At 67.3% G+C, this 25,730-nt stretch carries 26 protein-coding genes, 6 tRNA genes and 1 riboswitch; of the genes, 15 read left to right on the top strand and 17 right to left on the bottom strand.

Going from position 1 to position 25,730, the window contains the following annotated elements; genetic code table 11:
• Positions 1 to 29: 29 nt before the first annotated feature.
• A complete protein-coding gene (locus OM977_RS08215) occupies positions 30 to 674 on the top strand; it encodes a TIGR03085 family metal-binding protein (RefSeq protein ID WP_264356993.1) in 645 nt (214 codons plus the stop codon).
• Positions 675 to 791: 117 nt separating this feature from the next.
• Here OM977_RS08215 and hisF read toward each other — a convergent pair whose 3' ends face one another.
• The 13 genes from hisF to def all read right to left on the bottom strand — a co-directional run bounded on the left by hisF (position 792) and on the right by def (position 11,669).
• Positions 792 to 1,568 (bottom strand): imidazole glycerol phosphate synthase subunit HisF, encoded by a 777-nt coding sequence (hisF, locus tag OM977_RS08210; RefSeq protein ID WP_264356992.1) that lies wholly within the window; start codon positions 1,566 to 1,568, stop codon positions 792 to 794.
• A 28-nt stretch (positions 1,569 to 1,596) separates the two neighbouring features.
• Positions 1,597 to 2,439: an ATP phosphoribosyltransferase gene (hisG, locus tag OM977_RS08205; protein ID WP_264356991.1), complete on the bottom strand. Its 843-nt coding sequence runs from the start codon at positions 2,437 to 2,439 to the stop codon at positions 1,597 to 1,599.
• A gap of 133 nt (positions 2,440 to 2,572) precedes the next feature.
• Positions 2,573 to 2,836 carry a phosphoribosyl-ATP diphosphatase gene (locus OM977_RS08200; protein WP_123254457.1) on the bottom strand — a complete coding sequence of 88 codons (264 nt, stop codon included), beginning with the start codon at positions 2,834 to 2,836 and terminating at the stop codon, positions 2,573 to 2,575.
• 113 nt (positions 2,837 to 2,949) lie between these two features.
• Positions 2,950 to 3,435, bottom strand: a complete 486-nt coding sequence (gene ribH, locus OM977_RS08195) for a 6,7-dimethyl-8-ribityllumazine synthase (protein ID WP_264356990.1) — start codon at positions 3,433 to 3,435, stop codon at positions 2,950 to 2,952.
• 60 nt (positions 3,436 to 3,495) lie between these two features.
• The gene (ribA, locus tag OM977_RS08190; protein WP_264356989.1) at positions 3,496 to 4,191 is read right to left on the bottom strand and encodes a GTP cyclohydrolase II; all 696 of its coding nucleotides are present in this window, start codon (positions 4,189 to 4,191) and stop codon (positions 3,496 to 3,498) included.
• Between the two features lie 24 nt (positions 4,192 to 4,215).
• Positions 4,216 to 4,902 carry a 3,4-dihydroxy-2-butanone-4-phosphate synthase gene (gene ribB, locus OM977_RS08185; protein ID WP_264356988.1) on the bottom strand — a complete coding sequence of 229 codons (687 nt, stop codon included), beginning with the start codon at positions 4,900 to 4,902 and terminating at the stop codon, positions 4,216 to 4,218.
• Positions 4,899 to 5,552 (bottom strand): riboflavin synthase, encoded by a 654-nt coding sequence (locus tag OM977_RS08180; RefSeq protein ID WP_264356987.1) that lies wholly within the window; start codon positions 5,550 to 5,552, stop codon positions 4,899 to 4,901. The genes ribB and OM977_RS08180 overlap by 4 nt, the downstream gene beginning before the upstream one ends.
• Positions 5,552 to 6,664 (bottom strand): bifunctional diaminohydroxyphosphoribosylaminopyrimidine deaminase/5-amino-6-(5-phosphoribosylamino)uracil reductase RibD, encoded by a 1,113-nt coding sequence (gene ribD, locus OM977_RS08175; protein WP_264357354.1) that lies wholly within the window; start codon positions 6,662 to 6,664, stop codon positions 5,552 to 5,554. Before ribD ends, OM977_RS08180 begins: the two co-directional genes overlap by 1 nt.
• A 56-nt stretch (positions 6,665 to 6,720) precedes the next feature.
• Complete coding sequence (pnuC, locus tag OM977_RS08170; RefSeq protein WP_264356986.1) at positions 6,721 to 7,419, bottom strand: nicotinamide riboside transporter PnuC; 699 nt, start codon at positions 7,417 to 7,419, stop codon at positions 6,721 to 6,723.
• A 94-nt stretch (positions 7,420 to 7,513) separates the two neighbouring features.
• Positions 7,514 to 7,663, bottom strand: a riboswitch (FMN riboswitch).
• A 125-nt stretch (positions 7,664 to 7,788) separates the two neighbouring features.
• Positions 7,789 to 8,445: a ribulose-phosphate 3-epimerase gene (rpe, locus tag OM977_RS08165; protein WP_264356985.1), complete on the bottom strand. Its 657-nt coding sequence runs from the start codon at positions 8,443 to 8,445 to the stop codon at positions 7,789 to 7,791.
• A gap of 76 nt (positions 8,446 to 8,521) precedes the next feature.
• Positions 8,522 to 10,183, bottom strand: coding sequence for an RsmB/NOP family class I SAM-dependent RNA methyltransferase (locus OM977_RS08160; protein WP_264356984.1), 1,662 nt, complete (start codon positions 10,181 to 10,183; stop codon positions 8,522 to 8,524).
• A complete protein-coding gene (gene fmt / locus OM977_RS08155) occupies positions 10,180 to 11,100 on the bottom strand; it encodes a methionyl-tRNA formyltransferase (protein WP_264356983.1) in 921 nt (306 codons plus the stop codon). Before fmt ends, OM977_RS08160 begins: the two co-directional genes overlap by 4 nt.
• Positions 11,097 to 11,669, bottom strand: a complete 573-nt coding sequence (gene def, locus OM977_RS08150) for a peptide deformylase (RefSeq protein ID WP_264356982.1) — start codon at positions 11,667 to 11,669, stop codon at positions 11,097 to 11,099. Before def ends, fmt begins: the two co-directional genes overlap by 4 nt.
• Before the next feature lie 248 nt (positions 11,670 to 11,917).
• On the opposite strand from def, the gene OM977_RS08145 reads away from it, so the two are divergent.
• Positions 11,918 to 13,891: an HNH endonuclease signature motif containing protein gene (locus OM977_RS08145; RefSeq protein ID WP_264356981.1), complete on the top strand. Its 1,974-nt coding sequence runs from the start codon at positions 11,918 to 11,920 to the stop codon at positions 13,889 to 13,891.
• Positions 13,892 to 14,229: 338 nt separating this feature from the next.
• On the opposite strand, the gene OM977_RS08140 is transcribed toward OM977_RS08145, so the two are convergent.
• Together OM977_RS08140 and OM977_RS08135 are read right to left on the bottom strand one after the other, a co-directional pair.
• Positions 14,230 to 15,075 carry a cytochrome gene (locus OM977_RS08140; RefSeq protein WP_264356980.1) on the bottom strand — a complete coding sequence of 282 codons (846 nt, stop codon included), beginning with the start codon at positions 15,073 to 15,075 and terminating at the stop codon, positions 14,230 to 14,232.
• Positions 15,076 to 15,355: 280 nt separating this feature from the next.
• A tRNA-Val gene (locus OM977_RS08135) sits at positions 15,356 to 15,427 on the bottom strand.
• 362 nt (positions 15,428 to 15,789) lie between these two features.
• Between OM977_RS08135 and OM977_RS08130 the strand changes: the two genes are divergently transcribed.
• The 6 genes from OM977_RS08130 to OM977_RS08105 all read left to right on the top strand — a co-directional run bounded on the left by OM977_RS08130 (position 15,790) and on the right by OM977_RS08105 (position 16,778).
• Positions 15,790 to 15,862 (top strand) — tRNA-Gly (locus OM977_RS08130).
• Between the two features lie 46 nt (positions 15,863 to 15,908).
• Positions 15,909 to 15,979 (top strand) — tRNA-Cys (locus OM977_RS08125).
• A 39-nt stretch (positions 15,980 to 16,018) separates the two neighbouring features.
• Positions 16,019 to 16,093, top strand: a tRNA-Val gene (locus OM977_RS08120).
• Positions 16,094 to 16,148: 55 nt separating this feature from the next.
• Positions 16,149 to 16,221 (top strand) — tRNA-Gly (locus OM977_RS08115).
• Positions 16,222 to 16,269: 48 nt separating this feature from the next.
• Positions 16,270 to 16,344 (top strand) — tRNA-Val (locus tag OM977_RS08110).
• A 146-nt stretch (positions 16,345 to 16,490) separates the two neighbouring features.
• Positions 16,491 to 16,778: an antitoxin gene (locus OM977_RS08105; protein WP_264356979.1), complete on the top strand. Its 288-nt coding sequence runs from the start codon at positions 16,491 to 16,493 to the stop codon at positions 16,776 to 16,778.
• Positions 16,779 to 17,169: 391 nt separating this feature from the next.
• Here the strand turns inward: OM977_RS08105 and zapE are convergent, their stop codons facing one another.
• Complete coding sequence (gene zapE, locus OM977_RS08100; protein WP_264356978.1) at positions 17,170 to 18,207, bottom strand: cell division protein ZapE; 1,038 nt, start codon at positions 18,205 to 18,207, stop codon at positions 17,170 to 17,172.
• A gap of 241 nt (positions 18,208 to 18,448) precedes the next feature.
• Here zapE and OM977_RS08095 point away from each other — a divergent pair, with 241 nt between their 5' ends.
• Genes OM977_RS08095 through ybaK form a run of 3 tightly spaced genes read left to right on the top strand, consistent with a single transcriptional unit; the run spans position 18,449 to position 20,389 of the window.
• The gene (locus OM977_RS08095) at positions 18,449 to 19,366 is read left to right on the top strand and encodes a sulfurtransferase (RefSeq protein WP_264356977.1); all 918 of its coding nucleotides are present in this window, start codon (positions 18,449 to 18,451) and stop codon (positions 19,364 to 19,366) included.
• Between the two features lie 54 nt (positions 19,367 to 19,420).
• Positions 19,421 to 19,879, top strand: coding sequence for a SufE family protein (locus OM977_RS08090; protein WP_264356976.1), 459 nt, complete (start codon positions 19,421 to 19,423; stop codon positions 19,877 to 19,879).
• Positions 19,880 to 19,891: 12 nt separating this feature from the next.
• The gene (ybaK, locus tag OM977_RS08085) at positions 19,892 to 20,389 is read left to right on the top strand and encodes a Cys-tRNA(Pro) deacylase (protein WP_264356975.1); all 498 of its coding nucleotides are present in this window, start codon (positions 19,892 to 19,894) and stop codon (positions 20,387 to 20,389) included.
• An 88-nt stretch (positions 20,390 to 20,477) separates the two neighbouring features.
• Here the strand turns inward: ybaK and OM977_RS08080 are convergent, their stop codons facing one another.
• Positions 20,478 to 21,827 (bottom strand): alpha/beta hydrolase family protein, encoded by a 1,350-nt coding sequence (locus OM977_RS08080; RefSeq protein ID WP_264356974.1) that lies wholly within the window; start codon positions 21,825 to 21,827, stop codon positions 20,478 to 20,480.
• A gap of 121 nt (positions 21,828 to 21,948) precedes the next feature.
• On the opposite strand from OM977_RS08080, the gene OM977_RS08075 reads away from it, so the two are divergent.
• The 4 genes from OM977_RS08075 (at position 21,949) to OM977_RS08060 (ending at position 25,720) form a co-directional block, all read left to right on the top strand.
• Positions 21,949 to 22,437, top strand: a complete 489-nt coding sequence (locus tag OM977_RS08075; RefSeq protein ID WP_264356973.1) for a hypothetical protein — start codon at positions 21,949 to 21,951, stop codon at positions 22,435 to 22,437.
• 14 nt (positions 22,438 to 22,451) lie between these two features.
• Positions 22,452 to 22,949 (top strand): peptide-methionine (R)-S-oxide reductase MsrB, encoded by a 498-nt coding sequence (gene msrB / locus OM977_RS08070; protein WP_264356972.1) that lies wholly within the window; start codon positions 22,452 to 22,454, stop codon positions 22,947 to 22,949.
• A 231-nt stretch (positions 22,950 to 23,180) separates the two neighbouring features.
• Positions 23,181 to 24,779, top strand: coding sequence for a PucR family transcriptional regulator (locus tag OM977_RS08065; RefSeq protein ID WP_264356971.1), 1,599 nt, complete (start codon positions 23,181 to 23,183; stop codon positions 24,777 to 24,779).
• The gene (locus tag OM977_RS08060) at positions 24,776 to 25,720 is read left to right on the top strand and encodes a glutaminase (RefSeq protein WP_264356970.1); all 945 of its coding nucleotides are present in this window, start codon (positions 24,776 to 24,778) and stop codon (positions 25,718 to 25,720) included. The genes OM977_RS08065 and OM977_RS08060 overlap by 4 nt, the downstream gene beginning before the upstream one ends.
• The last annotated feature ends 10 nt before the right edge of the window (positions 25,721 to 25,730 follow it).

Raw genomic sequence — 25,730 nt, 5'->3', positions numbered from 1 at the left:
TCCGCCGTCTCGTGCTAGTTTCACAAGTGATGCATTTCGTCGACCCGTCCCGAGAAGTCCTGGCCGAAACCCTGCTGGCGGCCGGCCCTGACTCCCCCACGCTCTGCAGGGGCTGGCTCACCCGCGATCTTGCCGCCCACCTGTACCTGCGCGAACGCAAAGCCGCCGTCGGTCTCGGGCTGCTGATCAAGCGGCTGGCCAAGGCCTCCGACAAGGCCACGGCCAACCTGGCGGCCAAGCTCAAGACGCCGGACGACTACACCAAGCTGGTCGCCGCCTTCCGCTCCGGCCCGCCCGCGCTCTCCCCGATGAACATCAAGGCCCTGGACGAGAGCTCCAACCTGATCGAGTACTTCGTGCACACCGAGGACGTCCGCCGGGCGGTCGACCGCTGGGCTCCGCGCGCCCTGGACGAGGAGTACTCGGACGCGCTCTGGGACGAGCTGATCAAGCGCGCCGCGATCCTGTACCGCGGTGTGGATCTGGGCATTGTGCTGGTGCGGCCGTCCGGTCCCCGGCACGTCGCCAAACGCGCTCCCGTGTCCGTGGCCATCGTGGGGGAACCGGGCGAACTGCTGATGCATGCCCATGGCCGGACCCGCCATGCCCTTGTGACCTTCGAAGGCCAGCCGGACGCCGTCGCGCTGCTGCAGTCCGCCGAAGTCGGGCTCTAACCTTTCCCTACAAAAAAGCGCGGGTCCCCTACCTGAGTAGGGGACCCGCGCTTCTCTTTGGGCCCACGCCCGCAGGGTTCCCTGTCCGAGCTTGCGAGGATAGGGGGCGGGTGGGGACTAGCGGACTTCGAAACCTGCCTCGCGGATGGCCGTCTTGACCTGGGCGATCATATCCAGCGGCCCGAAGTGGAAGACCGATGCCGCGAGGACGGCGTCGGCGCCCGCCGCCACCGCCGGCGGGAAGTGCTCCGGCTTGCCGGCGCCGCCGGAGGCAATCAGCGGCACTTTGACCCCGGCCCGCGCAAGGCGGATCAGTTCCAGGTCGAAGCCGTCCTTGGTGCCGTCGGCGTCAATCGAATTCAGCAGGATTTCGCCAACGCCCCGGTCCGCCGCTTCCCGCGCCCAGGCGATGGCGTCGATTCCGGTCCCCTGGCGTCCGCCGTGGGTGGTGACCTCGAAGCCGGAGGCGGTGGGCTGCGATCCCGGCCGGGTCCGGCGGGCGTCGAGGGACAGCACGAGGACCTGGGAGCCGAAGTGCCGGGTGATCTCGTCGATCACGTCCGGCCGGGCCACGGCCGCGGTGTTGATGGCTGCCTTGTCCGCGCCGAAGCGCAGGAGCTTGTCCACCTCGGCGACGCCGCGGACACCGCCGCCCACTGTCAGCGGAATGAAGACTTCCTCTGCGGTTCGGCGGACGACGTCGAACGTCGTCTCGCGGTTGCCGGAGGACGCGGTGACGTCGAGGAACGTCAGTTCGTCTGCGCCGCCGTTGTCATAACGGTGCGCCAGCTCCACCGGGTCACCGGCGTCGCGCAGGCCTTCGAAATTGATGCCCTTGACCACGCGGCCGGCGTCGACGTCGAGGCAGGGGATGACGCGCACGGCTACAGTCATGGCTTCTCCTGGTATTCGCTCATTGAAGTCAGATGCGGCAGGCGTGGATGCTGCTGACCAGGATGGCGCGGGCGCCGAGGTCGTACAGTTCGTCCATGATCCGGTTGGTTTCCCGCTTGGGCACCATGGAGCGCACGGCAACCCAGTCGGAATCGCGCAGCGGGGAGACCGTGGGTGATTCGAGGCCCGGGGTGAGCGCGGCCGCGTCCTCGACGAGTTCCTTGCGGATGTCGTAGTCCATCAACACGTACTGCCGGGCCACGAGGACACCCTGGAGGCGGCGGATCAGCACTTCTGTCGCCGGGTTCTGCTCGCCCTTGCGGCCGATCAGCACGGACTCGGAATTCAGGATGGGCTCGCCGAAGATTTCCATCCCGGCGGCCTTGAGGGTGGTGCCGGTTTCGACGACGTCGGCGATCGCGTCGGCCACGCCGAGCCGGACGGAGGATTCGACGGCGCCGTCGAGGCGGACCACCTTCGCCTTGATGCCGCGTTCTGCCAGGTAGCCGCGGAGCAGTCCGTCGTAGCTCGTGGCGAGGCGCTTGCCTTCGAGCTGGTCGATGGTGGTGAAGTCGCCCACCGGACCGGCGAAGCGGAAGGTGGAGGCCGCGAACCCCAGCGGCAGCAGCTCTTCCGCCTCAACCTCGGCGTCGAGCAGCAGGTCGCGGCCGGTGATGCCGACGTCGAGCGTGCCCTGGCCGACATACACGGCGATGTCGCGCGGGCGGAGGAAGAAGAATTCAATATCATTGTCCGGGTCCACCATGACCAGCTCGCGGGTGTCGCGGCGCTGGCGGTAGCCGGCCTCGGCGAGCATGGCCGAGGCGGCTTCGGACAGGGATCCCTTGTTCGGGACGGCAACTCTCAGCATTGGGAGGTCTTTCTTGGTCGGGACGGCGTCCGTTCAGGAGCAGTCCATTCAGGAACAGTCGGTGCAGGCACAGCGGGCCACGCAATACACCGGTTCCGCCTGTTGAACTCAGGCGGCTCCGGCGCGGGCGTGGCTAGAGATGCTTGTAGACGTCTTCCAGGCTGAGTCCTTTGGCGAGCATCAGAACCTGCAGGTGATAGAGCAGCTGGGAAATTTCCTCCGCGGCGGCTTCATCGGATTCGTACTCGGCAGCCATCCAGACCTCGGCCGCTTCTTCCACGACTTTCTTGCCAATGCCGTGGACTCCGGAATCCAGTTCGGCGACGGTGCGGGAGCCCTCGGGGCGGGCGGCTGCCTTCTCGCTCAGTTCTGCGAACAGCGACTCGAAATTCTTCACACCCTCCAGCCTACTTGCTCGGCGCCGGGCAACCCCTGCCGGGCCGTTGCATGACGGCAAGGATGTGAGAGATACCACAGACCTGGGGCCGGCCCGGCCCGGCCGCACCGGGCCTAGCGGTACTGCTGGAGGTTCACTGCGGTGGCGAGGGCCGCGGTGACGGCCTCGTGCCCTTTGTCCTCTTTGGAGCCCGGCAGCCCGGCCCGGTCGATGCCCTGCTGCTCGGTATCGCAGGTCAGCACGCCGAAGCCGACCGGCACGCCCGTGCGCACCGAGACCTCGGTCAGGCCCACGGTGGCTGCCTCGCAGACGTACTCGAAGTGCGGGGTCCCGCCGCGGATCACGACGCCGAGCGCTACGACGGCGTCGAAGTGCGGCGCCAGCCGGGCGGCGGCGACGGGGAGCTCGAACGTGCCGGGGACGCGCAGCACTGTCGGCTCGCTGATGCCGGCGTCCTTTGCGGCGCGGAGGGCTCCGTCCAGCAGGCCGTCCATGATCTGGGTGTGCCAGCTGGCGGCCACGATGGCCAGCCTCAGCTGGGAGGTTTCCTCGGGCTTAAAGGTGCCGAGGTCAATCTGGGGTGCGCCGTGTCCGGCCATCTGGGAATCCTTGTTCTGCTGGGTCTTGAGGGAGTGCGAAGTGTTGAGCGTCTTGCTCGGTCAGTCTTGTTCGTGCTCGAAGCCGCCAGGTCCGGCAACCGGCGCCACCGGCTGCATGTCCAGCACCAGCCGGTGGTCCATGCGGTCCTTCTTGGTCTGCAGGTAGCGGATGTTCTGTTCCCGGGAGGGGACCTCGGTGGGGACCATTTCCACCACCCGGACCCCTGCCTGGGCGAGCCTGTCCTGTTTGTCCGGATTGTTGCTCAGCAGCCGGATCTCGTGCAGTCCCATCTCGGCAAGGATCTGCGCCGCGGCCTTGTAGCAGCGCGCATCCACCGGAAGGCCCAGCTGCTCGTTCGCTTCCACGGTGTCGAAGCCGGCTTCCTGCAGGGCGTAGGCCTTCATCTTGTTGGCCAGTCCGATCCCTCGGCCTTCCTGCCCGCGCAGGTAGAGCAGGGTCCCGCCGAACTCGTTGATCAGTTCCAGGGCGTAGGCCAGTTGCTCGCCGCAGTCGCAGCGGTAGGAGCCGAACACGTCCCCCGTGAGGCACTCCGAGTGCAGGCGGACCAGCGGTGCCGTCCCGTCAACGGTCGGCAGGGGCGAACTGACAGCAAGATGCTCGGCCCCGGTGGCCAGGTCGGTCCAGGCCTGCGCCACAAAGTGGCCGAAGGTGGTGGGCAACTGGACCACCGGTCCCCCGCTGACCGGGTGCGGCTGGCGCCCCGTGCTCATTTCTTGTGCTTTCGACGTCGTCATCGTCTCTCCTTAATCAAGCGTCTATCAGACGGTGTCCGCTGCCCGGCCGGCAGGCTCGCCGGCATTGAGGTGTGCCACCAGATCCGCAATCGAAATCAGGGGGCAGCCGTGCTCCAGCGCGAAGGCGCGCAGTCCGTCCAGCCGCATCATCTCTCCGTCGTCGTACACCAGCTCTGCTATGACTCCCACGGGTTCGAGGCCGGCAAGCCGGCACAGGTCCACGGCCGCTTCGGTGTGGCCGGGACGTTCCCGCACACCACCCTTAACGGCGCGAAGCGGAAAAACATGCCCGGGGCGGGTCAGGGCCGTCGGCGTGCTGCCGGGGTCGGCGAGGACCCTGGCGGTCAGGGCCCGGTCCGTGGCGGAGATTCCGGTGCTGACACCGATCGCCGCGTCACAGGACACTGTATAGGCAGTGCCCTTGGAGTCCTCGTTGATCTCCACCATCGGCGGCAGCGCCAGCGCGTCGGCGCGGTCGGCGTCGAGCGGCACGCAAATCACTCCCGAACTGTAGCGCACCGTCCAGCCCATGAGTGCGGGAGTGGCGTGCTGGGCCGCGAAGATAATGTCGCCTTCGTTTTCCCGGTCCTCGTTGTCGACGACGAGGACCGGAAGTCCCGCCGCCATGGCGCGGATGGCGTCCTCGATCGGATCGAGGCCCGACCGGGGCGTGGTGTCCGTCGCGGCAGAGAGATCCTTAAGGTGATTCACGGTGCCGCCACCTCCCCGCGTGCTGCTCCCCCGGCTGCTGCGCTGGAAAATGCCAGCAGGCGCTCAGTGTACTTCGCCAGCACGTCCACTTCGAGGTTTACCCGGCCACCCGGGCCCTTCGCACCCAGCCCGGTCTCGGCCAGCGTGGTGGGAATCAGTCCCACTTCGAACCACGGCGCCGGCTCGGGCGCCGGGCTCACGGCGGTCACCGTGAGGGACACGCCGTCGACGGCGATCGATCCCTTTTCGGCGATGTACCTGGCCAGGCCGGCCGGCACGCCGAAGCGGAGACGGTCCCAGTTGCCCAGGCCCTCGCGCTCGAGAAGTTCCCCGACGCCGTCGACGTGGCCCTGGACGACGTGGCCGTCGAGGCGCCCGCCCGCCTGAACGCACCGCTCCAGGTTGACCGGGTCCCCGGCGGCGAGCTCGCCGATGGTGCTGCGGATCAGGGTCTCGCCCATGACGTCGACGCTGAAGTCCTTGCCGTCAATCTCGGTGGCCGTGAGGCAGACGCCGTTGACGGCGATCGAGCCGCCCAGGGCGAGTCCCTCGGTGGTTCCGGGCGCGTGGAGCCGGACGGTGGCGCTGACGTCGCCGTTGCGCTCAACGGACAACACCTTCCCCTGCTCGGCGATAATTCCGGTGAACATCAATTGCCTCCTGAGGCGGTGGCCGCGCTGGAGCGGCGCGGGATGGAATCGGATGAAGTGGCGGCGACGGCAACGTCGGAGCCGGTCGTCTGGCTGGGGCTGCTGTTCGGGCTAGGGCGCAGATGCAGCCTCAGGTCGCGGCCCAGCATCTGGACTGCCCCACCGGACGCGGCGTCCCAGTCCCAGTGCTGGGCGTCTGCCAAGGTGGTGATGCCGAGGTCGTCCAGGGCCGGGGTGCCGGAACCGAGGAGCGTCGGGGCGAGGTAGACAATGAGCTCATCGACAAGGCCCGCGGCCAGGAAGGCGCTGAGGATCCGGGAACCACCTTCGACCATGAGGTGGCGCACGCCCGCTGCGAACAGCTCATCAAGGGCCTCTCGGGGATCGCGCGTTGGCAGGTGCAGCGCCTTGCCGTCGTCGCCGTTGACCGCAGCATCCGCGGGAATGCCGCGGTAGCCCATCACCGCGCGCAGCGGTTGCTTTGCCGCCAACTCGCCGTCGGCGTTCCGGGCGGTGAGGCGCGGATTGTCGACGAGCACGGTCTGGGTTCCCACGAGAATGGCGTCGATCCGGCCGCGCAGGGCGTGGTTGTCGGCGAGGGATTCCGGGCTGGAAATCCACTGGCTGGTACCGTCGCCGGCGGCGATCCGGCTGTCCAGGGTCTGCGCGATGTGCAGGGTTACGAACGGCCGTTTGGCGGCGACGGCGTCGAACCAGCGCCGGTTCAGGTCCAGGGCTTCGACGGCCCGGAGCCCGGAACGGACCCGGATGCCTGCGGCGCGCAAGGTCGCCGCGCCGCCGGCGGCAGGGTCATGGGAATCGTCGACGGCGTAGACGACGTCGGTGATTCCGGCGTCGACGATCGCCTGGGCACAGGGGCCGGTCCGGCCGCAATGGTTGCAGGGCTCCAGCGTGACCAGCATGGTGGTCCCGCTGAGGTCGAGGCCGGCGGCGGCCGCCTGGGCAATCGCGTCCGCTTCCGCGTGGGCCGTGCCGGCACCGCGGTGGTGGCCGGTGACCAGCCGGGTTCCGTCGGCAGCCATGACGACGGCGCCCACGAGCGGGTTGGCACCGCGAGGACCCTGCCGGGCTGCTTCGAGGGCCGCGTCCATGGCGGTGACCTCGGCGGTGCTGAAGCCGGCGCTTTCAACGGCACTATTGACGGCGCTCACTTGGCCACCAGCGGGTCGGGGAAGGCGGTTTCGACCGTGACAGGCTTGCCCGCCAACTTCGAGGCCCGCCACCAGACGAAGAATCCGGTGAGCGTGAAGAAGCCGTAGAACAGGTACATCACGGCGCTGGCGTAATAGCCCGCGCTGAACAGCAGCGGCACACCGACGATGTCCACCGCTACCCAGATGAGCCAGAACTCGGTCCACCCCCGGGCCATGCCATAGGTCGCCAGCAGCGAGCCCATGAACGTCCACGCGTCTGCCCAGACCGGCGGGTATGAGCCCAGCGAGTCGAAGAGGGGGGTCAGCGCGGCGGTCCCGGCCACGAGGCTGAGAGCCAGGATGATCCGGGTCTTGTTGCTGGCCCAGCGCGGCGCGACAGCGGCCCCGCCGTCGTCGGACTGCCTGCCCTGCTGCCAGCGGTGCCAGCCGTAGAGTGCGACGCCGATGAACATGACCTGGCGTCCGGCCTGACCCCACAGCGTGGCGGGGGTGGCGGAGCCGAAGACGTTGCCCAGGAACACCGTCAGGAGCAGTAAATTGCCGGCGATGCCGACTGGCCACGCCCAGACCCGGCGGCGCATGCCGCCGAAGGCGCTGGCGAGGCCAAAGATGTTGCCTAGCACTTCACGAAGAATCAGGACAGATCCGCCTACCGGGATCTGCGCTTCGAAGAGCCATCGCAAGAGGTCCATGCGTGTGTCGTTCCTTCCCTCAAGAACCGCGATGGCTCCGGGGGTATACGACAGCGCAATTCCGCGGCGCCAAAAGGACGCCGCAGTAACAGCTGTACGTGCTTCTCTCATCCAGACTTTAACTGTCGGTACCGGAATTCCACCGGTTCAACCGTCCGCCGGCTCCCTCCCGAAGGAAAGGCCGGCTCGCGGGTCGCGGACTATAACCGCCGGTTCGGACTTACACCGACCCCGGAGCACGTATGTGTGTTGTTATTCTGACACAACTGCGGGGTAGCTCCCGCTATTCCCGGGCCGCCGATGTTACGCCCGGCGTCATCTTTGCAGCTGTCCGGCGCCTGCGCCCAGTACTTTCCCGGGGCAGGCGCGTCAGCGCTTGCCCGCCAGGCGGAGCCGGTCGATGGCTTCCGCCGGATCGGCCGCACCGTAAACCGCGGACCCTGCCACGAAGACGTTTGCCCCTGCCTCCGCGGCGCGCACGATCGTCTCCTCGGTGATGCCGCCGTCGACCTGCAGCGCCACGCGCGCGCCCGAACCGTCGATCGCGGCGCGGGCCCGCCGGATTTTCGGCAGGGTCAGGTCGAGGAAGGACTGACCGCCGAAGCCGGGCTCCACCGTCATGATCAGCAGGAGGTCCAGTTCAGTGAGCATGTCCAGATAAGGCTCCACGGCCGTTCCAGGCCGGAGCGCCATGCCGGCCTTCGACCCGCGGGCCCGCAGTTCCCGGGCAAGTTTGACCGGCGCGATCGAAGCCTCCGCGTGGAAGGTCACCGAGGCCAGGCCGGCGTCGGCGAAGCCGGGTGCCCAGCGGTCGGCGTCGGCGATCATCAGGTGGGCATCCAGCGGCACCGGACTGACCTCCTGGATCCGCTTCACAACGGGCAGTCCGATCGTCAGGTTCGGCACGAAATGGTTGTCCATGACATCCACGTGCACGGCATCGGCGTTACTGATGCGCTGCAGTTCCGCCTCGAGGTTGACGAAGTCGGCGGAAAGGATGCTGGGGTTGATGCAGCACTGGGCCATGGGGTTCCTTTGCGGGTCTGCTGAACGGTTCGGGTGTGTCTTGGCGGGCCTTCAGTGGCCCAGTATCGCCTGAGTCTCAGGCCTTCTTGCGGATGAGCGCCAGGAACATGGCATCGGTCCGGTGGACGTGCGGCCAGAGCTGGGCGGTGCGTTCGTGCCCGGCCTCGAGGTGGCCGGTGAGGCTGACGCTGTCCAGCACCGCTCCGGCGTCGAGCAGTTCAAGATCGTCCCGTTTGCGCAGGACGTCGCTGACGACGGCGGTGGTCTCCGCCGGGTGCGGCGAGCAGGTCACATAGGCCACGACGCCGCCGGGCCGGACGGCCGCCAGGGCGGACTTGAGCAGTTCGCGCTGCAGGGGGCCGAGGTCGGTGAGGTCCTTGGGCGTGCGCCGCCAGCGGGACTCCGGGCGCCGCCGCAACGCGCCGAGCCCGGTGCAGGGGACGTCGACGAGGACCCGGTCGAAGCTTTCCGCCATTTCGGTGCCCACCTCGCGGCCGTCGCCGGTGCGCACGTGCCAGACCTCATGCGGGACCGCGGCAAGTGCCTGCCGGACCAGCTTCGCGCGGTGCGGTGCGGGTTCGTTCGCCAGCAGGGTCGCGCCCTGCTGGCGGGCGAGGGCCCCGAGCAGCGCGGCCTTGCCGCCGGGACCGGCGCAAAGATCGAGCCAGCGTTCGCCGGCCGCGTCGCGGGTATCGGTGTTCCCTGCGGCCGTGCTTTCGATGCCGCTGCGTTCCGCGCCGCCGTGCTCCGGGTTCCTGCGTTCCGGGACAGCGTTCGTGTCACTGCCGTTGCCAAGCTCGACGGCGGCCATGGCGCGGGCCACGAGCTGCGAACCGACATCCTGGACCCGGGTGCTGCCGTCGCGGACGGAGGCGAGACGGCCCAGATCGCCGCCGTTGGAGAGGGCCGATCCTTGGACGAGTTCCCCGGGTGTGGCACCGCCTTCGAGCGCCTCATCCAGGGTGCCGAGCCCGGGCAGCGCCACGAGGTTGACCACCGGCGCGGCATTGTCCGCTTCGAGCAGCTGGTCGATTTCGCTTACCGGTCGGCCGTGGGCCACGAGGGACTGCCGGAGCGCCCGGACGATCCATTCCGGGTGGGCATAGCGGATCGAGGCGATCTTTGTTTCGTCTGTTTCGGCGCTGAGCAGCAGGTCCAGCCACTCCTCGAGCGTGTGCGCAGAGACCTTGCGCAGCACGGCGTTGATGAGGGCCGAGGGCCCGGCCCCGATCACGGCGCGGGCGAGGCCTACGGTCTGGTCCAGGGCAGCGTGCGCGGGGACACGCATGGCGACAAGCTGGTGGACGCCGATCCGGAGCGCATCGAGGATGGCCGGATCCAGCTGGTCCAGCGGCCGGTCCACGCAGCGGGCCAGGATCGCGTCATAGGTGCCCTGGCCGCGAAGCGCGCCGTAGCTTAGTTCGGTGGCGAAGCCGGCGTCGCGCTTGTCCAGTCCATGGTGCCGGATCCGGGCCGGAAGCACGAGGTTGGCATAGGCGTCCTCGGAGGCAACGGCGCGGAGCACTTCGAAGGCCACAAGCCGGGCCGGATCCGCGCGGCGGGTGCGCTGGGACGGCGCGTTCTCGGTGAAGCCGCGCTGCGGCCCGCGGTTGCGTTCCCGGCCTTGGGCGTTGCGCTGGCTGCCGTCGCGGCCGCGGCCGCCCTGGCCGCCACTCTGCCCGGCGCCGCGCTGGGGTCCCCTGCCGCGGCCGCTGCCGCTAGTCCCGGACTCGCTCATTCGAATACCACGCTTTCAAGTGTTGCCTGTCCGCGCGCCCAATCAGCGGCGGTCATCATTTTCTTGCCCGAAGGCTGGATCCGGGTGAGTTCAACCGGGTGCGAGCCGGTGCCAACCAGGACGCCCTTGCCGTCCAGGGCCAGCCGTCCGGGTTGCAGTGCGGGGGCCTGGGGCCTGAGCAGCACTGGTTCCAGTTTGACCCGCTGCCCGTCCAGGGTGGTCCAGGCGCCGGGCTCGGGGGTGACGCCGCGCGCCTGCCGCCCGATCGCCAGCGCCGGTTGCCGCCAGTCGAGCCGGCCATCGTCGAGGGTCAGTTTTGGAGCCAGGCTGACATCGCCCGCCTGCGGGACCGCGGCGGCCTTGCCGGCGTCGACGGCGGACAGCGTCTGGGAGAGGAGCACGGCACCGCTGTGCGACAACCGTTCGAGCAGCGAACCCGCCGTGTCGTCCGGCCGGACGCTTTCGGTCAGGGTGCCGAAAACGGGACCGGTGTCCAGTCCCTCCTCGAGGAGGAAGGTGACGGCGCCGGTGACGTCGTCGCCGGCGATCAGCGCCCGCTGCACTGGCGCGGCTCCGCGCCAGGCTGGCAGCAGGGAGAAGTGCAGGTTGATCCAGCCGTGGCGTGGCACATTTAGGGCGGCCCGTGGAATGAGTCCGCCGTAGGCCACGATCGCGGCGACGTCGGGCGCGGCGGCGGCGATCCGGGCGGTGACGCCGGCGTCGACCTTCGCCGCATGGATGATCTCAATGCCAAGTTCGGCGGCCCGCGCTGCGACCGGCGACGGCGTCAGGACCCGTTTACGTCCAATCGGGGCGTCAGGTCGGGTGAGGACAGCGACGACGTCGAATCCTGCCTGGACGAGTGCGTCCAGGGACGGGACTGCTACGGCGGGTGTCCCGGCGAAAAGAACCCTCACTGGGAGTTTCCGAAGGAGCCGCCACCGAAGCTCGACCCGACAGTCTTGGCGCGCTTCGCCGTCGTTTGCTCCGTGATCGAGTCGTAGTTGGCGTTGCGGATGGCGCGCAGCGCGGCCTTGCGGTCCTCGCCGTCGAGGCGGTCGGTGAACAGGATGCCGTCGAGGTGGTCCGTCTCGTGCTGGAAGCAGCGGGCCAGCATTCCCTCACCCTCGATCTCGACAGGATTGCCGTGCTGGTCAACCCCGGTGACACGGGTGTGCCGCCGGCGGCGGACCGGGAAGCCCAGTCCCGGGATGGAGAGGCAGCCCTCGACCTCGTCCGGTTGGAAGTCCTCGCTGTTTTCCAGCACCGGGTTGATGATGTGACCCTCGACGCCGCCGATGCGGTAGGTGAAAACACGCTGGCTCACGCCGACCTGGGGAGCGGCCAGGCCTGCGCCCTCGACATCCTCCATGGTCTCGGTCATATCCGCCACGAGCTTCGCCAGTTCAGGCCCGAATTCCGTCACGGGATCTGCCACTGTGCGGAGCACAGGATCACCGATGATGCGGATATTCAAAATGGCCATGTGCAATCTGTCCTTACGATGGGCGGCTACGGGATCCCAACCAGTTTAGTTGGCCCGGCCCGCTTCCCGGACGTAGTCGGCTGATCCGCCCCCGGTGGAACCATGAGGCCGCGCCGTTGATCAGGGTTGCTGCGGGTTGCCGGGCGTTAGGGCAGTGTCAGGTGTCCGGAACATGGCTCTGTTTGGTGGTCGCAGCAGTAAAGGCTGATTTCGCTAATACTGTCGTAGCTCTGTGATGAAATTCAGTCATGGAAGCCATCAGGGATTTCCTTCTGTTCCAGGACACGGACCGGGTCACCGACCCGGCCGGGTATCCCGGTGTGACGGACGCTCTCGCGGTGCTTCAGAGGGTGAGTTCGACGGCGGTAGCTGACGCGGCGTCCTGGGGATTCCGGGCCGCGTCCGACTTTGCCGGCCAGGTGGAGGAACTCTCCCGCACGATGGAGTACCTGCAGCTCGTCGCGGCCGCGGCCGTGGACCGAACGCGGAAGCAAGCCACGGCCAACGCTGGCCGCGCCGCGCGCGCCGCAATCCCCGGCTGGACTACCGGCTGGCGGGACCCAAATCCATCCGCCGGCGGCAGCGGCGGCAGCCCGGGCGCTGTTGCAGCAGCCGCGGGCGCTGTTGCAGCAGCCGCCGGGACGCTGGACAAGTACGGGGCGACGGACGGTCCCGCGGACCGGGCGTCGGACGGGGTGACGGGCGGGGCGACGGACGGTCCCGCGGGTGACTCGGACGCCGTGGATGACGGGTACCGGAACACTACGGAGTTCCTGCGGGCCCGGTTGCGGATCAGCGCCCCGGAGGCCCGGCGCCGGCTCGCCCTCGCCGAGGACCTGCTGCCCCGGACCCGGTTCGGCGGCCGGGAACTGCTGCCGCCGGTCCGTGCGGAGCTCGGCGCCGCGGTCGCGTCCGCCGAGGTCGCGTCCCGGGCCGCGAGCATCATCACCGTCGCGCTGGACCGGGTCCGGCACGCCTGCGACGTCGAGACCTCGGCCCGGATGGAACACGCCCTGACCCGGACCGCGGCCGAAAACGACCCCGACTTCCTCGTCCGCGTCGCCCGGAGCTGGACCGACGCAATCGACCAGGACGGCGCCGAACCCTCCGAGGAACTGCTCCGCCAGCTCCAGGGCGCCTTCATCCGCAAACCCCGCCACGGCCTGCACCACCTGGAAATCTTCGCGACCGCCGAACAGTTCGAACACCTCCTCGCGGTCATGAACACCGCCACGAACCCCCGAACACCCACCCCGGACACCGCTAACGGCCCCACGGTCGGTCACGCAACACCCGGCCAGGCCGCGACCGACGGAACCGCCGCCGCGGACGGCTTCGTCCCCACACAGGACGGCCACGCCGGTGCCAGCATTCGGGCCGGGGGCGTCCCGGGCGCCGGGCCGGTCTTCGCTGCGGAAGCTGCCCCGCCGGGCGTCTCCAGCGCTGTGGAGGCGGCAGGAGCAGCCGATGAAGCGGCCGCGCCCGGCACGGCCTTTGCCGGTGCCCCGGACGCCGATCCGCCCGCGGTCCTGGATCTCCGGACGCGGCCACAAAAACTCCTCGACGGACTCGTCGGCGCCGCCAAGGTCGCCCTCGCCGCCGGCACCCTCCCGGCCACCGGCGGACTCCGCCCCCAGGTCATGGTCACCATCGACTACCGCGACCTCCTCACCCGGCTCCGGCTTGAGGACAACACCCCGGACGAACCCGGCTCCCCGGCGGGAACAGACGCGGCCGGGAGTTCCCCAGGCTCCGGGCGGCCAGTCTTCGAGCGACAGGAACGCACCGGGACGCTGCTGTTCACCGGCCCCGTCACCGCCTCGACCGCCCGGAAGATTGCCTGCGACGCCGACATCATCCCGGTCCTGCTCGGCGGCGAGGGCAGGATCCTGGACATCGGCCGGAGCTCGAGAATCTTCCCGCCCCACATCCGCAAAGCCCTCACCGCGCGCGATCAGGGCTGCAGCTTCCCCGGCTGCACCATCCCCGCGCCCTGGTGCGAGGCCCACCACATCAGCTACTGGTCCCGCGGCGGCAGCACCGGAACCGACAACGGAACGCTGCTCTGTTCCCACCACCACCATCTGATCCACAAGGAACACTGGACCATCCAGCTCCGCACCGGAGTCCCGTGGTTCATCCCGCCCCCACACTTGGACCCCCGCCAACGGCCCCGCCGCAACACCTTCTTCCACCCCGACCGCCACCCCCTAATCGCCTGACACACAACCTGACGACCGGCGGCCAGCGGCCAGCCGCCAGCGGCCCAGCCGCCAGCGGCCCAGCCGCCAGAGTGGCGGCGCCGAGCGGGCCCACAACAACAGGACAGCAGCACAGCAGGACAAGGCGAACGGCCGCGCTCTGTGAGGCTAGCTGACCTGTTTCCGCGGGCCACCAGAACACATTTGGCTTGTCCAGTGACGGCGTGACGCGTCAGGCCCACTTGGGAAGTCGGCAGCCAGTGGGTGCGAGCGGCCAAAAACTGAGACTGATCCAACCGCGGAACCATTACGCGGCGGAGCAACCGGCTACGCGGCGGGGCGAACGGCCGCCGGAGTCCTCAGCGTTGTGGGGGCGGAGCGAGCGGGAGCAGTGCAGTCCCGGCCGTAGCGGTGTCTGCGGACATTTCCCAGACCCGCCGAAGGGCGCAAAACTTCCACCAGTGGTGTTTCAAGACGTCCGGGTTGGCGCGCTGCGGGCGCACTTCGGTCTGGCCGACAGCAACTGCCAACAGGATCGGGGAGTCGCCGTGTTTCCAGGACTCCCACTCCCCTGCCACGGGATCCACAAGGCTTTCCTCGGCCTTCATGCCAGCGACCAGTTGCATGACAACCTTGTCGTCGAGGGGTTTGACCGTGCCATCACGGCTGGTGCCCTTGGTTTTGTAGTCGATAAGGCAGATGCGGCCGTTGATCTTGGCGACGAGGTCCAGGGTGCCCGCATAGCCGACGGTTTTGTTCCAGACCGTGATTTCCGGCGCGATCGGCTCCACCTGGAAGAGTTCCCACCACTCGTCGAAGCGCGCAGCAAAGGCTTCCTCGCCGTTGGCGGCCAGCGCCTCACGGGTCTCCACCATCTGATGCGGCCGGCCTAGGGCGCGGAGGGCGACCTGCTCGCAGTAATTGTGGACGCGGTCCCCGCGTTTGGCGGCGTCGTCCCGGTACGACTCTGCCGCCTTGGCGGCGCGGCTTACCGCTTGACGCACCTTCGCGGGGCTGCCCAAAATGCCGGGCAGCGTGGGGTCCTGGGCGAGGCTGTTGGCTCCCATGTACCCGAACCAGCCGTCGAGACCGTGGGGCTGCTGACCAATCACGGTCGTAATGGACGGCACGGAGAACTGCTCGGACGTGGATCGTGCATACATCCGGCCGTAGTCCGTGGCATGGGCAAGAAGTGGAGCGGTCATGGAAAAACTCTTTCACGGGGGTCGGACATTGGAAGCAAGACAACGATCCAGCCGCGGCCAGCCGCACGCCCGCAGCAAGGACCCAAGCAGGCGCCCTGGCAGCACCGCAGCAGTCACCCGCAGCAAGGACCCAAGCAGGCGCCCTGGCAGCACCGCAGCAGTCGCCCGCAGCAAGGACCCAAGCACGCGCCCTGGCAGCACCGCAGCAGTCGCCCGCAGCAAGGACCGAAAACAAAATGGTCCGTCCCGCTCAGGGAGCGGAACGGACCATTTATCGGGGTGGGCGATACTGGGTTCGAACCAGTGACCTCTTCGGTGTGAACGAAGCGCGCTACCACTGCGCCAATCGCCCCAATGCCATTGAATGCTAGCCCACCCCGGCGGATATTTGAAATCGGCCCGTCCCCCGCTGCACTGACACCGCTCCCTTAAGCAACGATTGCGGTACGCCGATGCGGGCACTCCGGCACCGACCGGCCGGGTATCCCCCCGCCGAGCCGCCTTGGCAGCTCTGTCGCTCTGCTGACTTCCATCAAAGTGCCGGAGCTAATTACAAGCCTGTAATTCGCAAAAACGCCTAGAATCCAAGGATGCACGGGGCATCACGTCTGACTTGGACGTCGCGATTTGTGGATTCCCTGAACCTCCTATAGAGTTCTTACTCGTTGGAACGCGAGGAAATGCCGATTGCGGCGCGGAATTGCTGACAATAATGCGGACGTAGCTCAGCTGGTAGAGCACCACCTTGCCAAGGTGGATGTCGCGAGTTCGAATCTCGTCGTCCGCTCGCAGGACACTGTCACGGCAAAGGTTCTTCGGAATCCTGTCTACACGGTGGGTTGGCCGAGAGGCGAGGCAGCGGCCTGCAAAGCCGTATACACGGGTTCGAATCCCGTACCCACCTCGGTGAAAACCCTGGTTTCCGGTTCCGGCCGGTTGCAAGGGGCGATTGGCGCAGCGGTAGCGCGCTTCCCTGACACGGAAGAGGTCACTGGTTCGATCCCAGTATCGCCCACCAAAGCAAGGCAACTTGCTTGATCCAGTACCACCGGCCCAGCCGGCATGGACTAAATGCGGACGTAGCTCAGCTGGTAGAGCACCACCTTGCCAAGGTGGATGTCGCGAGTTCGAATCTCGTCGTCCGCTCTCTGTTTGGCCAGAATTTACAACTCCACTCCGGATCCTTCCGGTTGCGGGCGATTGGCGCAGCGGTAGCGCGCTTCCCTGACACGGAAGAGGTCACTGGTTCGATCCCAGTATCGCCCACCATGAAAGCAGCTCCCCCGGAGCTGCTTTTTTTGTACCCTTTTTCTGCCTATTCCCCTGAGGGCGGACACCCTTGGCACTCCCACCAGCGCCGACTAGGGTGGAAAACGCAAGGAGCGATCTGGCTCCGCGACCGAAGGGAGGTGCCCGTGGGTTTACTTGACGATCTAAAGGGCAAGGCTCAGCAAGTTATTGGTGGCAATCACGAGGCCATCAAGAACGGTATCGAAAAGGCCGGCGATTTCGTCGACTCCAAGACCGGCGGAAAGCACGCCGACAAGATCGATTCCGTTCAGCGGGGCGCTTCCGACTTCGTGGACAAGCAGAACGGCACGCCTGGCACTACGCCGGCGGCCGGGCAGCCTCCGGTGGCCGGACAGCCTCCCGTCAACGTTGAGCCCCCTGTTACCGGCGAACCCCGGCAGCAGGGTCTCTAACCAAGAACGTCAGCGAGGTGCCGGTCCCGCCGAGAGGCGGCGCCGGCGCCTTCGGCGTTTAAGGACCCCGTCGGGCTTACAAGCGGCCTCGCCCCCGGCTGCGCCCGAAGCCCCCCGGCTCGCGCCGGAAGCCCCCCGGCTGCGCCCAAAGCCCCCTGGCTGCGCCCAAAGCCCCCCGGCTGCGCCCAAAGCCCCCCGGCTGCGCTACAAGCCCTCAACTGCGCTACAAGCCCTCAACTGCGCTACAAGCCCTCAACTGCGCTACAAGCCCTCAGCTGCGCCGCAAGCCCTCAGCAACGCCTTAACGAACAACGCGGAGTCACTCCGGCCCATCCCCAACCGGGAATGAGCCGCCAGCAACTCCGCGTCGCTGTTTAGGGGCGTTTAGGGACTAGGAGGGCTCGTGGTTCTGGCCCTCGCGTGCCAGGGCGGTAAGCCGGGACACAGCCCGGTAATACTTCTTCGTGTATCCCCCGGTCATCATTTCCTCGGTGAACAACTGGTCGAAGGGAACACCGCTCGCCAGGATTGGGACGTCCTTGTCATAGAGCCGGTCCGCAAGCACCACAAAGCGCAGCGCGACGGCCTGTTCCGTGATGGTGTGCACGTTCTTCCACACTACGCCTTCGATGCCGTCCAGCAACTGGCGGTAGCGGCTCGGGTGGACGCCAGCCAGGTGGTTGATCAGGGTGCTGAACTCGTCGCGCGCCACCGTTTTGCCGTCGAATTCGGCATGCATGTGATGCGTGAGGTCGTCGTTGCGCAAGGGCAACGGCGCGGCCGGGAGGCCGCGGTGCCGGAAGTCCTCGCCGTCGATCCTCACGACGTCGAACTGGTCCGCCAGGACCTGGATCTCGCGGGCGAAGTCGACGGCGGCAAAGCGGCCGTCGCCGAGGGAGCCGGGCAGGGTGTTGGAGGTCGCCGCGAGCTTGACGCCGGCGTCGGCCAGTTCACGCATCAGCCGGGACATCAGCACGGTGTCGCCCGGATCGTCGAGCTCAAATTCATCGATGCAGACGAGCCTGTAGTGGCTCAGCGCCTCCACGGTTTTGCGGAAGGACAGCGCGCCCACCAGGTTTGTGTATTCGACAAAGGTGCCGAAGGCCTTCGGCCCGGGGGCGGCGTGCCAGAGCGAGGCCAGCAAGTGGGTCTTGCCCACGCCGAAGCCGCCGTCGAGATAGATCCCGGCGCGTGAGGTGTCCTTCTTGCCGAACAATCGCTTGAAGAGTCCGTCGCCGTCTCGCGCGCCTACTCCGGCCGCGAATCCTTCGAGGGCCCGGACCGCGGCGGACTGGCTGGGCTGGGACGGATCCGGCCGGTAGCTGGAAAACGACACCTCACCGAAGCGCGGCGAGGGATAAAAACCGTTGAGGAGTTCATCCACTGAAACTGCCGGGGTGCGGGCGGCGAGCTGTTCGATCTGTACCAAGGTGGTCCGTTCTGCTGGTCTCTTGTCCCCAGAAAGAATACCGGCAAAGCGGGCACTGCCCTGCGGGCGGACCCGGAAGCGGACCAGCGAGCGGACGGAAGCTGGTGAGCAAGGCCATATTTCCGAGTGTGAACGGGGCGGGACATTCCCGGGGCGGCGTGGTTAGTGTTGGAGAAGACCCGGCGCCGCGATCGATCCTTCCGCGTCCCGGCCCTGACCGTTTCAGTGAAAGGCCACCACCATGCCCTATCCCGTTGAGCAGAACGAAAAATTCGCCGCCTACGCCCACCCTGAGCGACTGGTTTCCACGGAGTGGCTCGCAACGGCGATCGAGGAGGGGGCCCTCGAGAGCGGCCAGCTCGTGGTGCTGGAGTCGGACGAGGATGTGCTCGTCTACGAGACCGGCCACATCCCCGGTGCGGTCAAGATCGATTGGCACACCGAGCTGAACGACGAGGTCGCCCGCGACTTCGTGGAAGGCGACGCCTTCGCCGCCATGGTCGCGGCCAAGGGCATTTCCCGGGACAGCACCGTGGTCATCTACGGTGACAAGTCCAACTGGTGGGCCGCCTACGCCCTGTGGGTCTTTGAGCTCTTCGGCCACGAAGACGTCCGGCTGCTCGACGGCGGCCGGGACAAGTGGATCGCCGAGCACCGCGCCCTCACCACCGACACCACCGAGCCGGTACCCGGCGAGTACCCCGCCGTGGAGCGCAACGACGCCCCGATCCGCGCCTTCAAGGACGATGTCCTCGCGCACTTCGGCAAGCCGCTGATCGACGTCCGCTCCCCCGAGGAGTACACCGGCCAGCGCACGCACATGCCTGCCTACCCGGAGGAAGGTGCCCTGCGTGGCGGCCACATCCCCACAGCGGCCTCCATCCCTTGGGCCCGCGCGGCCGCCGGCGACGGCACCTACCGCAACCGCCCCGAACTTGAGGCCCTCTACCTCGGCGAAGCGGGCCTGCAGGAAGGCGACGACGTCGTGGCCTACTGCCGCATCGGCGAGCGTTCCAGCCACACCTGGTTCGCCCTCAAGTACCTCCTCGGCTTCGACACCGTCCGCAACTACGACGGCTCCTGGACCGAGTGGGGCAACGCCGTGCGGGTCCCGATCGTCAAGGGCGCCGAACGCGGTACGGTCCCGTCCGTCCGCTGAGGCCGGCTCCGGCCGATCGGGACACAATCGTCCGCCATGCGTAAGCTGGGAGGGATGAATACTTCAGCCCTCCCCGCCGCGCTGGCGGAAATTGTTGACGACTTCCAGGCCCTGACCGAACCTGATCGGCTGCAGCTGCTGCTTGAGTTCTCGCGCGGCCTGCCGGAGCTGCCGGACCGACTCAAGGACCACCCGGAGATGATGGAGCAGGTGGTTGAGTGCCAGTCGCCGCTGTTCCTGACCATTGAGACGGAGCAGCACGACGGCGGCACTGCGGAAAGCGTGCGTCTCTTCTTCAAGGCACCGCCCGAGGCGCCCACCACCCGGGGCTTCGCCGGTGTCCTGCATGAAGGACTCGACGGTCTCAGCCCTGCCGAGATCCTTGCTGTCCCGGACGACATGCCGGAGCTGTTGGGCCTCACCCGTGCCATCACCCCGCTGCGCATGCGCGGCATGACGGCGATGCTGGGCCGGATCAAGCGCAAGGTCTCCGCGCTGCCGCAGTCCTCCTGACGGCGGATACAGATGGCCCGTAAACAGGCGTCCCAGGGAACTCCGGCCACTGCAGCACTCGTGGCGGCCGGGGTTTCCTTTGTTTCGCACCCCTACAGCCACGACCCGGCGGCAGCCAGCTACGGCCTGGAAGCCGCCGAGGTCCTCGGCGTGGATCCCGCCCGGGTCTTCAAGACGCTGATGGTCGACGTCGACGGGCGGCTGGCAGTCGGCGTCGTTCCGGTCAGCGGAAACCTGGACCTCAAGGCGATGGCCGCCGCCCTGGGCGCGAAGAAGGCCTCCATGGCCGACCCCGCCGCCGCGGAACGCCGCACCGGCTACGTGCTCGGCGGCATCTCACCGCTCGGGCAGCGCCAGTCCTCCCCCACCGTTGTGGATGACAGCGCCCTGGGCCTGGACACTATCCTGGTCTCGGGCGGCCGGCGCGGCCTGGACATCGAGCTGAGCCCGGCCGAGCTGATCCGGCTCACCGGCGCCCGCACGGCCCGGATCGGCACAGCCCGAGGTTAATCCCGCACGGACCTCGCCGAGATGACAGCTAACGGCCATGCTTTCGTGGAGCATTGCCGCGTAATGTCATCTCGCGCGGAGGCTCGAGTCAGTCAGCGGCGGACTGGCCGGGGTTGGACCTCGGCGCGAGCTGCCTCCCCAGCCACGCCGTCACCAGCCGTTCCCAGCGTTCCGGGTCCACGTTCCATTCCTTCGTATGGAGGGCCCGGTCAAACGCCTCGAACGTGACCATCTCCGGGTTTTTCTCGGCCAGGGCGGCGGACGGCCCGTAGGGGACATACTCGTCGTCCACGCTGTGGATGATCAACGTCGGCGTCCGCAACTCCACCGCGCGCGAGACCCAGTCCATCGTCTTCAGGTCCACCGGCGCGGCGAGTCCGGTCAGCCGGCGCCCCAGCTTGTGGCTCATCATCAGCTGGCCGTAGCGGCCGACGGCGGACGGGATCCGGTTCAGCTCGGCGTGGTGCGCCAGCACGTTCACCCAGTTGATCACCGGGGCGTCGAGGACCATGGCCCGGATCAGGTGGTGGTAGCGGGAAAGGTCCGCCGTCTGGAGGCAGATTGCGCCGCCCATCGACCAGCCGAACAGGACGACTTCGCGGGCGCCCTGCTCGAGGGCGTAGCCGATGGCCGCCTCGACGTCGCGCCACTCCGTGGAGCCGAGACCGTAGCGTCCGTCCGGCGCCGACGGAGCCAGGCCGTCATTGCGGTAGGAGATCAGCAGGCTGGTCAGGCCCAGGTCGTGGGCAGTGCGTGCCGCCCGGACACCTTCATGCCGGCTGGCACCCCGGCCGTGCACCATGATGGCCCAGATCTCCGCACCAGGCGCCGGGACCAGCCATGCCGGCGCGGTCCCGCCGTCGACCTCGATCTGCACTTCTTCGGAGGCGAGGCCGATGCTGGCCGGGTCCGGGTGGGCAGCGCCGCTCCACCAGCCGCGCCGGGCCGTGCTGAGGTCGCCGCTGGTGACGGTCTCGACTTCCCGCATCACGGTGCGCTCCGCGGGTGAGTAGGACACAATGCGGCCGATTCGCGCATGCCCCCGGCCGCCGTCGAAAAAGAACCCGTAGACGCCGTCAACCGTGGAGTCAGGAGTGGCGGCCAAAATCACGCGAAGCCCGTCGCCGTCCCGGATCACCGCCAGAATCTCCTGGTCCTCGTCCCGTACCCGGGCTGGAGTGATCACCCGGCGCGCGAAATACAGGGCGAGGGCGGAGGATCCGGCGGCGAGCAATCCCGCCGCGGCGCTCCCGCCGATGATGCCACCCACAACCCACTTCGCACCGCCGGGCAAGGAAACCTCGGCCCCGGGAGCCGCAGGGGCGGTGACTGCCCTGCCCCCGGAGGCCCCCTGGAAGAAGGACTTTCCGCGGAAGGTCTTGCGGCGGAAAGGGGAGACCGATTTCGGGTCCGGCAGGAGGCGCTGGAAGGAAGCCATGGCACCATTCTTACCGAATTCTGCGCCGCAGGCGGCATCCCCGCGCCCATCAGGCGGCGTCCGAGGGCGTCCGAAGGCTCCAATCCGTGCGGGGCCAGCGGCGCCCGACTAGGCTGGGGGCATGAGTGATCCAATCGTCATTTTGACAGAAGAGCCCCTCGGCGCTGATGACCGCGTCAACATCGAAACCCTGGTCGCGGGCGGTGATGCGCCGCTGGTGGTTCTGGTCCCGGCTAATACCGAGCGGCACCTGCTGGTGGATTTCCTGGAGAACCTCTCCCTGCTGGAAATTTCCAAGGCCTTCCGTGAACTGACGGCACACAACGACCCCGCCGAGGAAAGGGCTGAAGCCGCCGAAACGCTGGCATCCTCGGTTGCGGCCCTGCGCGGGATCGGCGGCGGCGTGTCGGGAGAGATTGTCGAGGGGAAGCCTGTCGACGGCCTGGTCGCCAAGGTCAAGGAACTCGGCGCGGGGCAGGCCGTGGTGATCACCCGTCCGCATGCCATCTCTGACACCTTCCACACCGACTGGGCCAACAAGGCGCAGGACAAACTGGGCCTGCCCGTCCTGCATCTGTACGCGGGATCGGGATTTATCGGGGACTCCTGAGCGTTGTTCTGGCTATGAGCATTTTTAACAACAGGCCCAAGGTACTGCCCACAACTGCCCACGCTGACGACGCCGCAGACCCTGCAGCGGAGATCGGCAAACCGGCGGTTGACAAGCCGGAGGAGCAGTGGCGCCAGGAACTGACGCCCGAAGAGTACCGGGTACTCCGCCAGGCCGGGACCGAGCGCCCGTACACCGGTGAGTACTGGGACACCCACACGGCCGGCGTCTACCAGTGCCGGGCGTGCGGCACCGAGCTCTTCACCAGCAACGAGAAGTTCGATTCGCACTGCGGCTGGCCGTCCTTCTGGGCCCCGCTGGCCGAGGGGACCGTCCGCTACATCCACGACCGCACGCTGGGCATGGAACGCGTGGAAGTCCGCTGCGCCGCCTGCGACTCCCATCTGGGCCATGTGTTCGAAGGCGAAGGCTACGGGACCCCCACCGACCAACGTTTCTGCATCAACTCGGTCTCCCTCAAGCTGATCCCGAAGGACGACGCCAGAAAGTAGCGGCCGACGGGCCGCAACCACCACATCCACATTGCTGCGTCCGTGGTTCGGCGGAGTTGGCCTGGTCCTGAGCGCCGTTCCCATCGTCGTCTTAAGCGGGCTGGCATTGGTTCCAGGACCGAAGAGGGGCCGCTGGTTTTAGGCCCGCATACATACTTTCTGCGAATTGCTCTGGATAGCATTGGACGTACGGACAGAGCCGTCCGGGTGTCGAATGTCAGAAGGAAGCACATGGCCGCAGCTACAGTGGACGACATCCTCGCGGATCTCCCTCTGGATTTCGCCAGTCTTATTCTTCGACCGTCCCGCGCCGATTCTCCGATCGAACGCTTTCTGATCGTTGACGCCGACGACGAGACTTCCGACGCCGGGGCTGCGTTCGTCCTGCTTATCGGGGTTCGCGGACGCTCCGCGTTGCCGGCGCTGCGGCGCCTTCTGAAGAATCCTCCCCTGGTGCTGGCCGTCAAGGGCAGGGCCGAGGAACTACGGGAAGGCGAAGAGCTGCTCCGGGCTGCCGGAACGGGTCTCCTTCTGGTGGACCCGGCCGCGGACTGGGACCGGCTCCTGTCAATTGCCAAGGACCGGATTCAGCCACGCAGCTATCAGAGCGAAGTGCTGACGCTGTTGGAAGAAGACCTGTTTGCCATTGCCCAGACGACGGCCCGCCTGACGTCCAGCCACGTTGTCATAGAGGACGCTGCCAACAAGGTCCTGGCCTACTCCACAGTGTCGAACGACATCGACGAGCTGCGTAAGGCATCGATTCTGGCCCGGCGTGGCCCGCGCAAATACGAACTTCTCCTCAAGGATCTTGGTGCCTACCGTGAACTGCATCGAACCCGCCTGCCGGTCAGGGTTCCGGCCAGGCCCCAGGACGGTCTGAGGGAGCGCGTAGCGACCACCTTGTTCGCGGGCGATCGCATCATGGGGTACATCTGGCTCCAGGAAACCGGGGATGGCTTCGGCGCGGACGTTGACTATGTCCTGACCGGATCAGCTGCGCGAGTGTCAGCCGAGCTCATCCGCTACCGTAACCACCAGTCGGTGCACATGCGCGAGGACCGGATTGTCCGTATCCTTTCGGGCCCGGCAGAAGCCGCGGCGAGCGCCCACAGCGAGAAGATCCCGGCAGACCAACCCACAGCGCTGATACTGATAGGACTCTCAGGCGCTGAAGCGCAGGCAGACGATGCAGCCCTCAAACATGGGGAGCTCGCCAACCTCGCGTCGATTCATTCGGCGGCCTATAAACCGTCAGCCATTGTGGGACAGTTCAACGGCGACACTGCCGTGATCATCCCGGCGCTCCAGTCCACCAACGCCGAGGCCGGAATTCGAAGCGTTGCCGAAGCAATCGTCCGGGACGCCAGCAAGCATCTTGGCATTACTCCCTTCGCAGCAGTGGGACCCATAGCCCCCGATCTGCTATCGATTCATTCGGTGACCCGCAAAACCGAGGCATTGCTCAGCTGCATGCGGCGGTCCGGGGACGCCACGGTGGCCACAGTGGACGATTTCGAGGTGGAGATCCTCTTCCGCGACGCGGTGGAGAACTTCACAGCCTCCACCTTTCGCCACCGCAGCCTTTGGGCTCTGCTCCGTGACGATGGCGAGCTGGCCGAAACCCTTCGCGCGTACTTGGAGGCGTCACTGGATGTGGCCGAATGCGCAAAGCGGATGAAGCTGCACAAGAACACTGTCTACTACAGGATCAGCAAGGTCAGCCGGGTCACCGGCCTGAACTTCGGCAATCCCCGGCATTCATTGGTCGCCCTGCTTCATGTTCAGGAGTGGGCCGGCAAGCATAAGGAGCACCTGGGCAAGAAATGATGACAGCACTCGATTCGCCGCCTCTGGGGCTGGTACTGGATGACATTGTCCGCAGCCACCGGCCGCGGACTGAGGCGGGGTCGGTTCCCGCCGGCATCCCCCATCTGCAGTCCCTGCCGTTCGACCGTTTCGGAATTGCGGTGGCCACCACCTCGGGGGACGTGTTCAGTTCCGGCGACGCCGGCCTTCCCTTCTCGATCCAGAGCATCTCCAAGGTCTTCACCCTGGCCATGGCGCTCAGCGCCGATGACCCGGGTGCGCTCTGGTCACGGGTGCTTCGCGAGCCGTCAGGGACGTCCTTCAACTCGTTGGTGCAGCTGGAAGTGGAGCACGGGATCCCCCGGAACCCGTTTATCAATTCGGGCGCCCTGGTTGTCACCGACCATCTGATGGCAAGATTTCCCGACGCCGCCGGGCAGGTCCTGCGCTTCCTCGCCGGGCAGGTGGGTAACCAGAATGGAAGCCGGAGTCCCTTCATCGACGAGGAGGCTGCACGAAGTGAACTCTCCAACAGCAGCCGGAACTTGGCGCTCGCCCACTTCTTGAAGGATTTCGGCAACCTGCGGCGGCCCGCCGAATCGGTCGTGGAGAACTACGTCAGGCAGTGCTCCATCATGATGACCTGCGTGGAGATGGCCAAGGCCGGCCTCTTCCTCGCACAGGACGGCCGCGGAGCACAGGGCACCGTCGTCTCCAGAAGTGAGGCGAAACGCATCGGCTCCATCATGCTGACCTGCGGCATGTATGACGCGGCCGGCGAGTTTGCCTACCGCGTCGGCCTGCCGGGGAAAAGCGGTGTGGGCGGCGGGATCCTGGCGATCGTTCCCGGCGAGTGCGCCATCTGCGTCTGGAGCCCCCGGCTGGATTCCAAAGGTAATTCCCTGGCCGGAACGGCGGCTCTCGCCGATCTATCTGACCGCACCGGGTGGTCGGTTTTCTGACCTGACCGCC

Source organism: Pseudarthrobacter sp. MM222, from assembly GCF_947090775.1.
In the GTDB taxonomy this organism is placed as follows: Bacteria; Actinomycetota; Actinomycetes; order Actinomycetales; family Micrococcaceae; genus Arthrobacter.
The sequence above is the reverse complement of the archived record's forward strand: the minus strand, read 5'-3'. Positions and strand labels throughout refer to the sequence as shown.